Raw genomic sequence first — 12,388 nt, forward strand, 5'->3', positions numbered from 1 at the left:
CCGGATGGTAGCTGCATCGGCCCACGTAGACTGGCGATAAGCCCAGAGCCCTAACCGGCTGACACCCCGCTATCTGCCCTTCGCCGACGGCTCACCGCCGACCTACGACAGAAACGGAGTGCCCTTGCTCGCCATCCTCATCGCCCACGCGGTCGCAACCGCTCTGGCTCCCCTGCTCGTGTACCGCTGGGGACGGATGGCGTTCTACCCGCTGGCGTTGGTGCCACTGGGATCACTGGTTTGGGTCGCGGCCAGCTGGCCGGCGCCCGGCGCGGCGGCGACAGTCGACGTGCCGTGGGTGCCTGAGCTGTCGATGAACTTCACGCTGAGGTTCGATTCGCTCGCGGCGATCATGAGCGTGCTCGTGCTGGCCATCGGCGCGCTGGTCCTGTTCTACTGCGCCGACTACTTCCAGCACCACGACGGGCACGCCGAGAAGCGGTTGCCCAGCTTCGCCGCCGAGATGGTCGCGTTCTCCGGCGCGATGTTCGGCCTCGTGACCAGCGACAACATGCTTCTGCTCTATGTGTTCTGGGAGCTGACGACGGTGTTGTCGTTCCTGCTGGTCGGACACTATGCCGAGCGCGCCACGAGCCGCCGCGCCGCAACGCAGGCGTTGCTGGTGACGACGTTCGGCGGGTTGGCGATGCTCGTCGGCATCATCGTGCTCGGAAACATGGCGGGTACCTACCTGCTCTCCGAGCTGATCGCGTCGCCACCGACGGGCATCGCGGCCTCCGTCGGTGTCGTGCTCGTCCTCGTGGGGGCGCTGTCCAAATCGGCGATCGTGCCGATGCACTTCTGGCTACCGGGCGCGATGGCGGCCCCGACACCGGTCAGTGCGTATCTCCACGCCGCGGCGATGGTCAAGGCCGGCGTCTACCTCCTGGCGCGCATGACACCCGGCTTCGCGGATTCCCCACCGTGGCGCCCCATCGTCATCACGCTCGGGATCCTGACGATGCTGATGGCCGGCTGGCGGGCGGTGCGCGAGTACGACCTCAAGTTGATCCTCGCGTTCGGCACGGTCAGCCAACTCGGGCTGATCACGGTCATGGTTGGTTCAGGTGGCAGCGACATGATGCTCGCCGGGCTGGCCATGCTGTGCGCGCACGCGATGTTCAAGGCGTCGCTGTTCATGGTCGTCGGGGTCATCGACCACGCCACCGGCACCCGTGACATCCGCAGACTGGCCTGGCTCGGTGCGCGCAGCAGGAGCCTGCTGATCATCGCCGTCGGCGCCACGGCCAGCATGGCGGCGCTGCCGCCGTTCTTCGGCTTCGTCGCCAAGGAGGCCGACCTCGAAACCGTGTTGCACAGCCCGGTGCTCGGCTCGGCCGCACCGTTCGTACTCGCGGGCATCGTGCTCGGTTCGGTGTTCACCACCATCTACAGCCTGCGCTTCCTGGTTGGCGCCTTCGGCCGCAAAGGACGCCAGGAGCCCAGCACCCGGGTGGCCGAAATGCACCGCCCCGAAATCGCTTTCATGTTGCCGCCCGCGTTGCTGGCCGCGGCCGGGCTCTTGTTCGGGCTGTGGCCAACCCAGCTCGACAACGTGTTGGACAGCTACGCGGACACGGTGCCCGGCGGAGAAGACTACGACCTGGCGCTGTGGCACGGACTCGGGCTGCCGCTGCTGTTGTCGGTTCTCGTCCTTGCGGTCGGCACCGCGGCGTTCTTCGGCCGGTCCCGCCTGCGCCGCATACGCACCGTTCGCGAACCCCTCGGCAACGCCGACAAGATCTACGACGCGGTAGTCCATGCACTGGACGTGCTCTCGATCCGGCTAACCGCGGCCACTCAGCGCGGTTCGATTCCAGCGACGCAGTCGGTGATCCTGACCACCCTCGTGCTGGTCCCGACCGTTGCGCTGGCGATGGGCGCCCGCGATCGACCGGACTTCTTGGTGTGGGGCTCACCGATTCAGGTCGTGGTGGGTCTCATCGTGCTCGCGGCCGCGCTCGGCGCCACCATGATGCGCAACCGACTGGCTGCCGTGCTGCTGGTCGGGGTGACCGGTTACGGCTGCGGCGCGATCTTCGCCTTCCACGGAGCACCAGACCTGGCGCTGACCCAGTTCCTCGTCGAAACACTGATGCTGGTCATCTTCGTTCTGGTTCTGCGTACGCTGCCCGCCGAGGCCGACCGCATCCACATCAACCGGTTCCGTTGGGCCAGAGCGGCACTGGCCATCGCGGTCGGCGGGAGTGTTACCACCCTGGCCGTCTACGCGATGGCCGCCCGCACCGGTACACCGATCGCCGAGCTGCTGCCCGACGCCGCATATTTCCGTGGCCACGGTGCCAACACCGTCAACGTGCTGCTCGTCGACATCCGCGCCTGGGACACCATGGGCGAGATCATGGTTCTGCTGGTCGCCGCGACCGGTGTGGCCTCAATGGTGTTCCGCCACCAGCGCTTCGGCATCGCGCCCAGGGTCTCTGACGCCGGTCAGCCCGACATCGGCCGGTTGCCGACGACGCACAGTCCGGCCGCCGGCGACGTCACATGGTTACGGGGTAGCGAGTTGCGTGACCCACGAAACCGGTCGCTGGTGCTCGAGGTCGCGACGCGCATCATCTTCCCGCTCATCATGGTGTTGTCGGCCTACTTCTTCTTCGCCGGCCACAACACCCCGGGCGGCGGTTTCGCCGGTGGGCTCACGGCGGGCCTGGCGCTGGTGCTGCGTTATCTCGCGGGTGGTCGCTACGAACTCGGCGAGACCCTTCCCCTGGACGCGGGCAAGATCCTGGGCACCGGCCTGCTGTTGTCCGCGGGCACCGGAGCGGCTTCGCTACTTGTGGGTGCTCCGGTGTTGTCCTCGGCGCTGATCGAGGTCGACGTGCCGGTGCTGGGAACCGTCAAGTTCGTCACGGCGCTGTTCTTTGACCTCGGGGTATACCTGATCGTCGTCGGACTCGTCCTCGATGTGCTGCGCAGCCTCGGTGCGCGCATCGACGAAGAGATGGGCCGGCAGCGCAGGGCGGTGGACGCGGCATGACCACCTACCTCGTCCCGCTCATCATGATCGGCGGACTCATCAGTACGGGTGTCTACCTGTTGCTTGAACGCAACCTGACTCGGATGCTGTTGGGGCTGCTGCTGATCGGCAACGGCATCAACCTGCTGATCCTCATGGTCGGTGGCCCCTCGGGGAACCCACCGATACGCGGACGCACCAGCGACGGTCAGACGAACACCGCAGATCCGTTGGCGCAGGGCATGATCCTGACGGCCATCGTCATCACCATGGGTATCGCCGCGTTCGTGCTGGCAATGACATACCGGACCTACCGGCTTACCACTGAAGAAGAAGTCGGTGACGATCCAGAGGACGCGAAGGTCTCCGAAATCGCCGCCAAGGACGCGGTGGCCATCGAGGAGGACCGTCCCCAAGTCGACGCGGCCCGCGACACCGACGAGCCCGACGAGTTGGACGCTCTACCCGGACACGAGGGCTCGCGATGACGCTCGCCGCGGTTTTGACGCCGCTGCCCGTGCTGATCCCCACCCTGAGCGCCGCCGTGACATTGTTGGCGGGCCGCAAGCCGCGGCTGCAGAGACTGATTGCGCTGGGCGCACTTTCGGTGGTCGTGGTCGTGTGCGCTGCGCTGCTGTACCTCGCCGACCGGGACGGCACCCTAGCCCTGCAGGTCGGTGGCTGGGGTCCGTCCGAGCAGGGGATGGGGCCGCTGGGCATCACCCTGGTGGTCGACCGCCTTTCGGCGCTGATGCTGCTGGTGTCGTCGATAGTTCTGCTGGCAGTGGTCTTCTACGCCATCGGGCAGGGCATTCGCGACGGCGACGAACGCCAGCCGGTGTCGATATTTTTGCCCACCTACCTGGTGCTTTCGGCCGGCGTCTGCACGGCGTTCCTGGCGGGCGACCTGTTCAATCTGTTCGTCGGATTCGAAGTGCTTCTTTCTGCGAGCTTCGTGCTGTTGACGATCGGTGGCAGCAAGGACCGGGTCCGGGCGGGCATCTCCTACGTCATGGTGTCGATGGTGTCGTCGCTGGTGTTCTTGTTCGGCATCGCGCTCGTCTACGCCGCGACCGGCACGCTGAACATGGCCGAGGTGGCGGTGCGACTTGGCGACGTCTCATCCGGCACCCGCACCGCGTTGTTCGCGGTGCTGCTCGTGGGGTTCGGCATCAAGGCCGCCGTCTTCCCGCTCTCCGCCTGGCTGCCCGACTCCTATCCCACCGCACCCGCACCCGTCACCGCGGTCTTCGCCGGCCTACTCACGAAAGTCGGTGTCTACGCGATCATCCGGGCGCATACACTGCTGTTCCCCAGCGGGGGTTTGGACCCGTTGCTGCTCGTGGCTGCGCTGCTGACCATGCTCGTCGGCATCTTGGGCGCGATCGCTCAGAGCGACATCAAAAGGTTGTTGTCGTTCACCCTGGTCAGCCATATCGGCTACATGGTGTTCGGCATCGCACTGTCCAGCGAGCTCGGCATGTCCGGAGCGATCTACTATGTGGCCCACCACATCGTGGTGCAGACGACGCTTTTCCTCGTCGTCGGGCTGATCGAACGCCAGGCCGGCGCGTCCACGCTGCAGCGCCTCGGCGGGCTCGCCGCCGCCAGCCCGATCCTGGCATTCGTGTTCGTAGTCCCGGCCCTCAACCTCGGTGGCATTCCACCGTTCTCCGGGTTCATCGGCAAGGTCGCACTGCTTGAGGCGGGCGCTCAAAGTGGCTCGGCCCTGGCGTGGACCCTGGTGGGCGGAAGCGTGGTCACCAGCCTGCTGACCCTTTACGTCATCGTCCGGGTGTGGACCAAGGCATTCTGGCGGTCCCGAGAGGATGCACCGGAAGGACATCTTTCGGCGGCCGCGCCGACGGCACTACTCGATGATTCCGAGGACGTCGAGTTCCTGGACCGCGACGACGTGGGCAGGATGCCCGTGGGCATGCTGGCGCCGACGGGTGCGCTTATCGCGGTCGGACTTTCGATGACTCTGCTCGCCGGCCCGTTCTTCGCCTACTGCGAGCGGGCCGCCGACCAGGTGCTCGACCCCGGGCAGTACATCTCGGCGGTGATGGGCAAATGATGAGACGCAACATTCTGCGCGTATGGGTCGTGTGCTGGCTGATGCTGGTGTGGATTCTGTTGTGGGGCACGTTCTCTGCGGCGAACATCCTTTCCGGATTGCTCGTCGCGCTTGTCATCATCTTGCTGCTACCGCTGCCGGCGGTACCCGTCGAAGGCCGAGTGCATCCGCTGTCACTACTGCGACTGATCGTCACCGTCGCCTACTACCTGGTGCTGTCGTCGGTCCAGGTTGCGTTCCTGGCCATCAAGCCCGGCCCGCCGCCGTTGTCGGCGGTCCTGCGCGCCCATCTCGCGGTCAAATCCGATCTCGTGCTGGCGTTGGCCGTCAACATCTTCAACCTGATCCCCGGCTCGATCGTGCTGGAGATCGATCAGAGTCGGCGGATGCTCTACATGCACGTGATCAACGTCGGCAACGAACGGGCGATGGCCCGGTTTTACAGCCAGGTCACGGAGGTGGAGCGCATGCTGATCGCGACATTCGAGCGCGAAAAGGATTGGCGGCCTTCGACAGACAAGGCGGATCGCGCATGAATTACGTGTGGGTGGCTGCAGCGGTGATGCTGACGGCGGCGGCCGGCGTCACGATGATCCGGTTGCTCACGGGTCCCAGCACATTGGATCGACTGGTGGCGTTGGACACCCTCGTCGCCGTGACCATGTGCGGTGTGGGCGCCTGGGCTGCCTACAGCCTCGACACCACGGTCACCTATGCCCTCACTGCATTGGCGTTGATCAGCTTCGTCGGCTCTGTCAGCGTCGCCAGGTTCCGTGTTCCGGACATCGGCCGCAAGTCGGCCAACACCAGGAGGCAGGGATGAACGTGCTCGACATCGTGACCGCCGTACTCATCCTCGGCGGCTCCGCGCTCGCGCTGACCGCAGCCATCGGTGTGGTTCGCTTCCCCGACACGCTGACACGGATGCACGCCGCGACCAAGCCGCAGGTGCTCGGACTGCTGCTGGTGCTGGGTGGTGCCGCAATCCGGTTGAGCGGACACGCCGATGTCGGCATGGTCATCCTCACCGGGTTGTTCACGGTGATCACCGCACCGGTGGTGGCCAACAGGGTCGGTCAATTGGCCTACCGGGAACAGAACCTCCGCGATGACCTGCTGACGAAGGACGAAATGTACGAGTTCGCCGAATCCGAGGGGGACAATGGCCAGAACTGAGGACGACAGCTGGGACATCACCGAGGGCGTCGGCGCCACGGCACTGGGGGTGGCCTGGGCCCGGTCGCGGGAGGCGTCATCGGAATGCCCACTGTTCACCGACACCTACGCCCAGCGATTCATCGATGCGGCCATCGCCCGCGGTTGGCAGTTACCCCCGGCCCACATGGAGCAGCGCATCCGGGCAATCTCGAACTACGCCGCATCACGAACCAAGTGGTTCGATGACTTCTTCGTCGCCGCAGGCGCGCACGGGATCGAGCAGGCGGTCATCCTCGCCGCCGGGCTCGATGCCCGGGCCTGGCGACTGCCGTGGCGCGATGACAGCGTGGTGTTCGAGATCGACCAGCCGAAGGTGCTCGCGTTCAAGGCCGAAACGTTGGCCTCCGATCAGCCGGCGGCCCGATATGTCGCAGTGCCCATCGATCTGCGCCAGGATTGGCCGAAGGCTTTGCGCGACTCGGGTTTCGATCCGCAGGAACCGACGGCATGGGCGGCCGAGGGCCTGTTGCCCTACCTTCCGGCCGAAGGCCAGGACCTGTTGTTCGAGCGCATCCACGAACTCAGTGCCGCCGGCAGTCGCGTCGCGGTCGAGTCCTTCGGCGCCGAGTTCTTCGATCCCGAGTACCTCGCGCGACGACGCGAACAGCTGCGCCAGATGCGGGAAGCGGCGGGCGCCGACGACACCGAAACCCCCGACATCGCCGACCTCTGGTTCATCGAGGACCGCACCGACGTCGCCGATTGGCTGATGGATCACGGGTGGCGGGTGTCGTCGGAGGAGGCCGGCACGCTGATGGAACGCTACGGCCGCCCGCCTTCGGCGGCGAAGGAGGACGCCACGCCGCGCACCGTCTTCGTCGAGGGCGCCCGCGGCTAGGCCGGACTACTCAGACAGCTGGAACTCGACCATCGCGGTGACCGTGTCGACCGCTTCGCGCAGTGCCCCCACTCGTGCGGCGACAGTGGGTGCGGCAAGCACGGCGTATCTGTCCGCCTGCCCCATCGGGAGACGGGAAGCCAAGGTGTACAACCACATCGCGGCGTCGCCCGACGCGTCGGCACCCGCGACAATGTCGCGCGCGACCACCTGTGCACCGCGCGCATTGGCGATCCGCTCGAACAGCGCGATCATGCGATCCTCGATATCTTTGATCGCCTCAACGTCGACGTTCTCACCCTGTTCATCGGGCCAGTGCTCGACCGCCGCTCGCGGATAGGGGTCGTCGGGCTGCCATTCCACCACCCTGATCCGCTCGGCCATCACACACCGCAGTCGATACCGGCCACCCCCCAAGTCGGCACTCTCCACGATGCGGGCCATCGCACCGACGTCGCTGCGGACATCTCCGCCGCCGACCTCGCGCCCCGCTGCGATCAGCACCACCCCGAACGCCGGATCATCTGCGGCTAAGCAGTCTGAAACCATTGCGGTGTAACGAGGTTCGAAGATCCGGAGGGGCAGCTCCTCCCCGGGCAGCATCGCGACCTGCAGCGGAAACATCGGTGTGGCGGGCATCCTCAGATATCCAGCTCGGCGACCAGAGCGTCGACCACCGCACGCAGGTCGCCGTCGTGCTCCTCGGCGACCCGCCGTTGACGCTGATAAGACCCACCCGAGTGCGCGATGTCGGAGACCAGTCGCAGTTCGTCGGCACAATTCAGCGAGGCGGCTACCGGCTCGAGCCGGTTCAGTAGGTCGTCGAGATCGTCGGTCACCAGACGTTCGTTGCTGTCCTCGTCCAGGATTATCACCGCGTCCAGGCCGTAACGGGCTGCGCGCCACTTGTTTTCCTGTACATGCCAGGGCGGCATGGTGGGGAGCCGCTCACCAGCGTCCAGGCGATGGTCGAGGTCGACGATCAGACAGTGCGTCAAGGCCACCAACGCGCTCAACTCGCGGATGTTGGAAACCCCGTCGAAGATCCGCACCTCCACCGTGCCGATGTGCGGCGAGGGCCTGATATCCCAACGGATTTCGTTCATATGGTCGATGATGCCGGTCTTCTTCTGATCGTAAACGAAGCCTTCCCATTCCCGCCACGTCTGGAAGTGGAACGGCAAGCCGGCCGTGGGCAGCTGCTGAAACATCATCGCGCGGTTGGACGCATAACCGGTGTCCTCACCGTCCCAGAACGGCGACGACGCGGAGAGCGCCAACAGGTGCGGATAGTGGTTGAGCAGCGACGTGTTGATGGCCATCACTTTGTGCGCTGACGAGATTCCCACGTGCACATGGACACCCCAGATCAGCATCTGGCGCCCCCACCACTGCGTGCGCTTGATCAGCTCGGCGTAGCGGGGCGCATCGGTCAGGCTCTCCGGTGACCATTTCGCGAACGGATGTGTACCCGCGCAGAACAGCTCCATGTTGCGGCCGCGGACGATCTTGCGCGCGGCCCCCAGCGTCGATCGCAGGTCGTCCATCGCTTCGGGGACGGAATCGCAGATGCCGGTGACGATCTCGACAGTGTTGCGCAGCAGTTCTTTGTGTACCCGCGGGTTGTTCGCGCCGAGCTCCTCGATCACCTCGGTGGCGACGTTGCTCACATCGCGGGTCTCGGCGTCGACGAGCGCGAACTCCCATTCCACCCCGAGCGTCGGCCGAGGTGAGCCGACGAAGTCTATGTGGTGGCTAGCTTCCGCCGATGACACCGCACGCCACGCGCTTTCCGGCATCGCCGGTCGCCAGGGTGGTCTCGTCTGGCGGCGGGTCGCCGTTGACTTGCTGGTAGCGCTCCGGCGGGATGTTGGCGAAATTGTCCGCCTTCTCGTGGATGATGATCGCGGTCTTGGCCTCGCCCGTCAGGTCCGCCTCGGTGAACGCGTCGGTCGTCGTCACCAACAACGCCGAGCCGTCCTCGCGAACCTGCAGCGATGACAAATCACCGCTGGCGGGGTGGCCGCTGTGCCCGGCCACCTGCAAATGTCCACCGGCCGAATTGAAGTCGCCGGGCGCACCGCCGGTGGGCGCGACCGAGTTGGCCTCGCACTTGCCGACCGAGTGGATGTGCAGGCCGTGGAAGCCTGGAGCCAGCTCTCCCGGGGCGGTGGTCTGCACGGTGACGGTGGCGTAATTCCCGGTGAACGCGATCTCGGCCGTGGCGACCGTGGTTCCGTCCGGGAGTTTCAGGTCGGTTGTCAGCTTCTGGCCACTGGCCTGACCCTCGTGCCCTTCGCCGTGGCCACCCCCGTGCTCACCGGGCGGCGCCGACGGTGAAGGCGAACCGGTCCAGACCGACGGCGTGGTGCCCGGCGTGGTGGCGGGTTGTTCGGGGGCGCTGCAAGCGCTCAACACGAGAGCGGGAACTGCGAAGCAAGCTGCGACAGCGACGTTCTTGAGCATGTGCAAGAGCCTAACCGGTGACCAGTACGAGCACGCCCGGCGGCTGCTCTGACAATTCGGGCAGTCGAGGTTCGACCGGCGCGTCCAACAACCGGCCGACTTCTTCTGCAGCTTCCCGCTCGCCCGGCGCTTCGGTGAAGTACACGGTGTTGACTGTCACCTCGGGCAGCTCGAGGTTTCCGGTCTCGGCGACGTTCCAGCCGCCCTCACGGAGCCGATTTGCCGTGCCCTCCGCGGCGCCCTGGACTGTCGAGATATTGAACACCCGCACCTCGGGCCGCGCCGGCTCCGGGGACTCCGACGGACTCGCGCTGGTGGTGGTCGCGGTGGTCGTCGCGATCGGCGATTGCTCGCCGTCGTCGTCGCCAGAACCCATCGCTTGGAAGCCCACCAGGAGAAACACGACGCCGAGGAACAGCAGCACCATCACCATGGCGCGCAGGGGTAGGCCTGAGGAGCTCTGCTGATTCATTGCGTTCACTGTATCCAGCCGGACGAGCGGGTCGGTGAATCCCCCGACGGCGCTCAGGTGAGGTCGAAGCCCAATCGGCGCGCCGCACGTGCCTTCTGCCTGCTCGATCGCATCCGTCGCAACCGCTTGACCAGCATCGGATCCGCTGCGAGCGCCTCGGGGCGGTCCACAAGCGCGTTCAGCACCTGGTAGTAGCGGGTGGCCGACATGGAGAACAGTTCCTTGATCGCGTCTTCCTTGGAACCCGCGTACTTCCACCACTGACGCTCGAACGCCAGGATGTCGTGCTCGCGCCGGGTCAGCCCATCGGCAAGGGCAGACTCGTCCCCGGATTGCTCAGTCCGCGCGATTGCGCCGTCCATCTCGCTGTTGGACCCTTCTAACACTCGAAATGACATCGCTGTGGTTCGGCGCTCATTCAACCACGGGTTTGCAAGCTGGGACGTCCGACATGCCCGCGAGTCGGACGATAAGGATTGCCGACTTAAGCTGTTGCGCGTGGCCGTAGTACCTATCCGCATCGTAGGAGATCCCGTCCTACACACCGCGACCGAGCCCGTGCCCGTCGGCGACGACGGTTCGCTGCCCGCAGACCTCGCCGATTTGATCGCCGACCTTTACGACACGATGGCAGCAGCCAACGGTGTCGGGCTCGCCGCGAATCAGATCGGTGTGTCCAAGCGGGTGTTCGTCTATGACTGCGCCGACGAGCGCGGCAGGACCACGCGGCGCAAGGGCGTCATCGTCAACCCGGTGCTGGAGACGTCCGAGATTCCGGAGACGATGCCGAACCCGGATGATGACGACGACGAAGGCTGCCTATCGGTGCCGGGGGAATCGTTTCCGACCGGCCGGGCCGACTGGGCTCGAGTGAAGGGCCTCGACGCCGACGGCACGCCGATCACGCTGGAGGGCACCGGCTTGTTCGCGCGGATGCTGCAGCACGAGACCGGACACCTGGACGGATTCCTGTATCTGGATCGGCTGGTCGGCCGGCATGCCCGAAGCGCGAAGCGCGCGGTGAAATCGCGCGGATGGGGCGTGCCGGGGCTGTCGTGGGAGCCTGGCAAGGATCCCGACCCCTTCGGTCACTGATGCAACTCCCGCCGGCGGGAACGCGGGTGATGATTCGTTATCGCCTGCCCGCCGGGTCGGTTCCACCGCTGACAGACGTGATCGGTCATCTGGTGCAGACCGCGCCGACGTTGCGGGTGCGCACGAAGCGTGGGGATGTGGTCGACGTTTCACTCGACGAGGTGGTCGTGATCAAGGCGCTCGGCGGCGCACCGGTGCGCGCGGCAGACATTCGCAACCTCGAGCATGCGGCGGCGCTGGCCTGGCCCGGAGTTGAGCAGCAATGGGTGGCCGGTTGGTTCTGCCGCTTCGGGCACGGCAGCACGAGACGTGCTAATTCAGCTGTGCCACTCGACTTTTCAGTTAGCACCGATATGAGTGCGGTTACCGAATGGTATGCGGCGCGGTCGCTGGCGCCGCTGGTGAGCGCGCCGGATCGGCTGCTTCGCATTCCGCCGCACATTCAGGCCGACGCCGAGAACCTCGTCATGGCATGCGATATCGCGCCGACCGCTCCGCGTGACGCGGTAGTTCTGGCCTTGCGACCGGATGACGAGTGGCTGCGCATCTATGACCGAGACGTGCCGGTCGAGGTCTTGTCCGCAGTAGTCGACGGCGACGTGGTTTTCGCGGCCGTCCCGGGTGTGGCCGTGGCGCGGGCGGCCGTCACCCATGCACCCGACGGCACGCGCTGGGTGGGCTTGTCGGCGTTGAAGGTCGCCGCGGATCAGCGCCGCCACGGCCACGCGCGATCACTCTGCGCCGCGCTGCTGTCCTGGGGCGCCGAGCAGGGCGCGTCGCGCGCCTACACGCAGGTGCTCGACGACAACACCTCCGCCATAGCGCTTTTCGAGTCGATCGGCTTTTCGCTTCACCATCGCTCGCGCTATGTTCGAGCCGACGCCATTCAGAAGGGTGGTGGTTGGTAGTTGGCGGCGAGCCAGGCTTGGCGTTGGCGTTCTTCTTCGGCGATGAGTTCGGTGCGTTCGCGTCGTTCGGCGTTGATGCGGTCCTGGCGGTCCTGAGCGCGGGTTTGTCTGCGCCGCGGCATCATCACGCTGCGATCGGCCTCGGGGTCCGCCATGTGTGCCGGGAGGTCGAGTTCACCGGTGGACTGCCCCAGCGCGGGAAACATCGCCGCGCCGTGAGCTTCGGTGGTGTAGGTGTGCCCGCTCGGGGACGTCAGCACAATCGTGCCGTCCGGCAGTTGGCGGTCACTCCAACCGCAGGCTCCGGTGTGAAACGTCTTGATCAGATGGTGAA

Annotated in this window: 14 protein-coding genes and 1 pseudogene; 9 read left to right on the forward strand and 6 right to left on the reverse strand. The window is 65.9% G+C overall.

Annotated elements, in window-relative coordinates; all coding sequences use genetic code 11:
- Positions 1-124: 124 nt before the first annotated feature.
- The 7 genes from CSQ99_RS06755 to CSQ99_RS06785 are packed head-to-tail and all read left to right on the forward strand — an operon-like array spanning position 125 to position 7,113.
- On the forward strand, positions 125-3,001 hold the full coding sequence (locus tag CSQ99_RS06755; protein ID WP_099038313.1) for a Na+/H+ antiporter subunit A: 2,877 nt from the start codon (positions 125-127) through the stop codon (positions 2,999-3,001).
- A complete protein-coding gene (locus CSQ99_RS06760) occupies positions 2,998-3,468 on the forward strand; it encodes a Na(+)/H(+) antiporter subunit C (RefSeq protein ID WP_099038273.1) in 471 nt (156 codons plus the stop codon). Before CSQ99_RS06755 ends, CSQ99_RS06760 begins: the two co-directional genes overlap by 4 nt.
- Entirely contained in the window at positions 3,465-5,057 is a 1,593-nt protein-coding gene (locus CSQ99_RS06765) for a Na+/H+ antiporter subunit D (RefSeq protein WP_099038274.1), read from the forward strand. Before CSQ99_RS06760 ends, CSQ99_RS06765 begins: the two co-directional genes overlap by 4 nt.
- Positions 5,057-5,593: a Na+/H+ antiporter subunit E gene (locus tag CSQ99_RS06770; RefSeq protein ID WP_099038314.1), complete on the forward strand. Its 537-nt coding sequence runs from the start codon at positions 5,057-5,059 to the stop codon at positions 5,591-5,593. The genes CSQ99_RS06765 and CSQ99_RS06770 overlap by 1 nt, the downstream gene beginning before the upstream one ends.
- Entirely contained in the window at positions 5,590-5,880 is a 291-nt protein-coding gene (locus CSQ99_RS06775; RefSeq protein WP_099038275.1) for a monovalent cation/H+ antiporter complex subunit F, read from the forward strand. The genes CSQ99_RS06770 and CSQ99_RS06775 overlap by 4 nt, the downstream gene beginning before the upstream one ends.
- Entirely contained in the window at positions 5,877-6,233 is a 357-nt protein-coding gene (gene mnhG, locus CSQ99_RS06780) for a monovalent cation/H(+) antiporter subunit G (RefSeq protein WP_099038276.1), read from the forward strand. Before CSQ99_RS06775 ends, mnhG begins: the two co-directional genes overlap by 4 nt.
- On the forward strand, positions 6,220-7,113 hold the full coding sequence (locus CSQ99_RS06785; protein WP_099038277.1) for an SAM-dependent methyltransferase: 894 nt from the start codon (positions 6,220-6,222) through the stop codon (positions 7,111-7,113). Before mnhG ends, CSQ99_RS06785 begins: the two co-directional genes overlap by 14 nt.
- Positions 7,114-7,119: 6 nt before the next feature.
- Here the strand turns inward: CSQ99_RS06785 and CSQ99_RS06790 are convergent, their stop codons facing one another.
- Genes CSQ99_RS06790 through napA form a run of 5 tightly spaced genes read right to left on the reverse strand, consistent with a single transcriptional unit; the run spans position 7,120 to position 10,413 of the window.
- The gene (locus CSQ99_RS06790; RefSeq protein ID WP_099038278.1) at positions 7,120-7,752 is read right to left on the reverse strand and encodes an LON peptidase substrate-binding domain-containing protein; all 633 of its coding nucleotides are present in this window, start codon (positions 7,750-7,752) and stop codon (positions 7,120-7,122) included.
- Between the two features lie 2 nt (positions 7,753-7,754).
- Positions 7,755-8,912 (reverse strand): glutamate--cysteine ligase, encoded by a 1,158-nt coding sequence (locus CSQ99_RS06795; RefSeq protein WP_425437788.1) that lies wholly within the window; start codon positions 8,910-8,912, stop codon positions 7,755-7,757.
- Positions 8,869-9,579 (reverse strand): superoxide dismutase[Cu-Zn], encoded by a 711-nt coding sequence (gene sodC, locus CSQ99_RS06800; RefSeq protein ID WP_099038279.1) that lies wholly within the window; start codon positions 9,577-9,579, stop codon positions 8,869-8,871. The genes CSQ99_RS06795 and sodC overlap by 44 nt, the downstream gene beginning before the upstream one ends.
- A gap of 10 nt (positions 9,580-9,589) precedes the next feature.
- Complete coding sequence (locus tag CSQ99_RS06805; protein ID WP_099038280.1) at positions 9,590-10,051, reverse strand: LytR C-terminal domain-containing protein; 462 nt, start codon at positions 10,049-10,051, stop codon at positions 9,590-9,592.
- Positions 10,052-10,104: 53 nt separating this feature from the next.
- Positions 10,105-10,413 carry a nucleoid-associated protein NapA gene (gene napA, locus CSQ99_RS06810; protein WP_099038281.1) on the reverse strand — a complete coding sequence of 103 codons (309 nt, stop codon included), beginning with the start codon at positions 10,411-10,413 and terminating at the stop codon, positions 10,105-10,107.
- Between the two features lie 136 nt (positions 10,414-10,549).
- Between napA and CSQ99_RS06815 the strand changes: the two genes are divergently transcribed.
- Both CSQ99_RS06815 and CSQ99_RS06820 read left to right on the forward strand, forming a co-directional pair.
- Complete coding sequence (locus CSQ99_RS06815) at positions 10,550-11,146, forward strand: peptide deformylase (protein ID WP_099038282.1); 597 nt, start codon at positions 10,550-10,552, stop codon at positions 11,144-11,146.
- The gene (locus CSQ99_RS06820) at positions 11,146-12,054 is read left to right on the forward strand and encodes an N-acetylglutamate synthase, CG3035 family (protein WP_099038283.1); all 909 of its coding nucleotides are present in this window, start codon (positions 11,146-11,148) and stop codon (positions 12,052-12,054) included. Before CSQ99_RS06815 ends, CSQ99_RS06820 begins: the two co-directional genes overlap by 1 nt.
- On the opposite strand, the pseudogene CSQ99_RS06825 reads toward CSQ99_RS06820, so the two are convergent.
- Positions 12,033-12,388, reverse strand: a pseudogene (locus tag CSQ99_RS06825) (HNH endonuclease); the annotation flags it as partial. The gene CSQ99_RS06820 and the pseudogene CSQ99_RS06825 overlap by 22 nt on opposite strands.

Source organism: Mycobacterium neglectum (assembly GCF_002591975.1).
In the GTDB taxonomy this organism is placed as follows: Bacteria; Actinomycetota; Actinomycetes; order Mycobacteriales; family Mycobacteriaceae; genus Mycobacterium; species Mycobacterium neglectum.